Origin of the sequence: Halomonas sp. 113 (assembly GCF_904067645.1) — a bacterium.
GTDB lineage: Bacteria > Pseudomonadota > Gammaproteobacteria > Pseudomonadales > Halomonadaceae > Vreelandella > Vreelandella titanicae.
In genome coordinates, this window is the sequence record NZ_CAJFDU010000014.1 from 1 (window position 1) to 1,215 (window position 1,215).

The window sequence follows — 1,215 nt, forward strand, 5'->3', positions numbered from 1 at the left end:
GCTTTGCCGATGGCGTGATGCAGAGCCGTGAAGGGTTGGATGAACGTATCCGTGAGCAGCTACGCGTCCAGCGTGAGCAACTCGGCATTACCCACCACCATAAAACCGATATACCGGGTGAATTTTCCGCCCTCATTCGTGCCGCCCACCAGCAGAGTGGTCAGCGGGTGGTCATCCTGATTGACGAGTACGACAAGCCGATTCTGGACAATATCCTGGTACCGGAGCGCGCCCGGGAATTGCGTGAGGGTTTGAAGAACCTTTACAGCGTTATTAAAGACGCCGACCCATACTTGCACTTTGTGTTGCTCACCGGCGTTTCCAAATTCAGTAAGGTCAGCCTTTTCTCAGGATTGAATAACCTCAACGATATCACTCTGGATGCCCCCTTCAGCACGATTTGCGGCTATACCGACGAGGACATTGACACGGTGTTCACCGCTGAGTTGCCCGGCCTTGATCGCGAGGCGATCCGCCAGTGGTATAACGGCTACCGCTGGGGTGGCCGTGAGGTAACGCCCGTCTACAATCCCTTCGACGTGCTGTTACTGTTTCAGAAACGCGAGTTCGGCCCGTACTGGTTTGAGTCTGCCACACCGACATTTTTGGTGGATATCCTCAAGCAGCGCGGAGTATTTACCCCGTCATTGGATCATTGGGAAACCGAGTATGAATTGCTCAGCCAGTTTGATGTTGACCAGATCAGCACTGAAGGTCTGCTGTTTCAAACCGGCTACCTCACCATTCAGCAAGTAGAAGAGCCTCTGCGAGGCTACCGCCAGTACACCCTTGGCTTCCCTAACCGCGAAGTCGAAACCAGTCTCAACCATGCGCTGCTGCCGTCACTGGGGGTCGAGAACGCCCCACGCGAGCGCAGAACACTGTTTCGTCATTTAAGCCAGCACGACCTGGCCGGATTGGAAACGCACCTCAAAGCGCTCTACGCAGGTCTGCCCCACGACTGGTACCGCAACAATCCCATCGCCAAATACGAAGGGCATACTGTCTCGAAGGTCTATGCCAGCGTCTTTTACAGCCACTTTGCGGCCTTGGGGCTGGATGTAACCGTGGAAGACGCCAGCCACCATGGCAAGGTGGATATGAGCGTGGACTTTGGTGGGCATATCTACCTGTTTGAGTTCAAAGTGGTGGAACAACTGCCGGAAGGTAAAGCGCTGGAGCAGATCAAACATAAAGGCTATGCCGATAAGCACC

Annotated in this window: 1 protein-coding gene; it reads left to right on the forward strand. The window is 54.5% G+C overall.

The genetic code is table 11. From position 1 onward, the window contains the following. Positions 1-1,215, forward strand: a 1,215-nt coding sequence (locus tag YERSI8AC_RS00070) for an AAA family ATPase (protein ID WP_159180208.1), incomplete at both ends; no start/stop codon positions are given.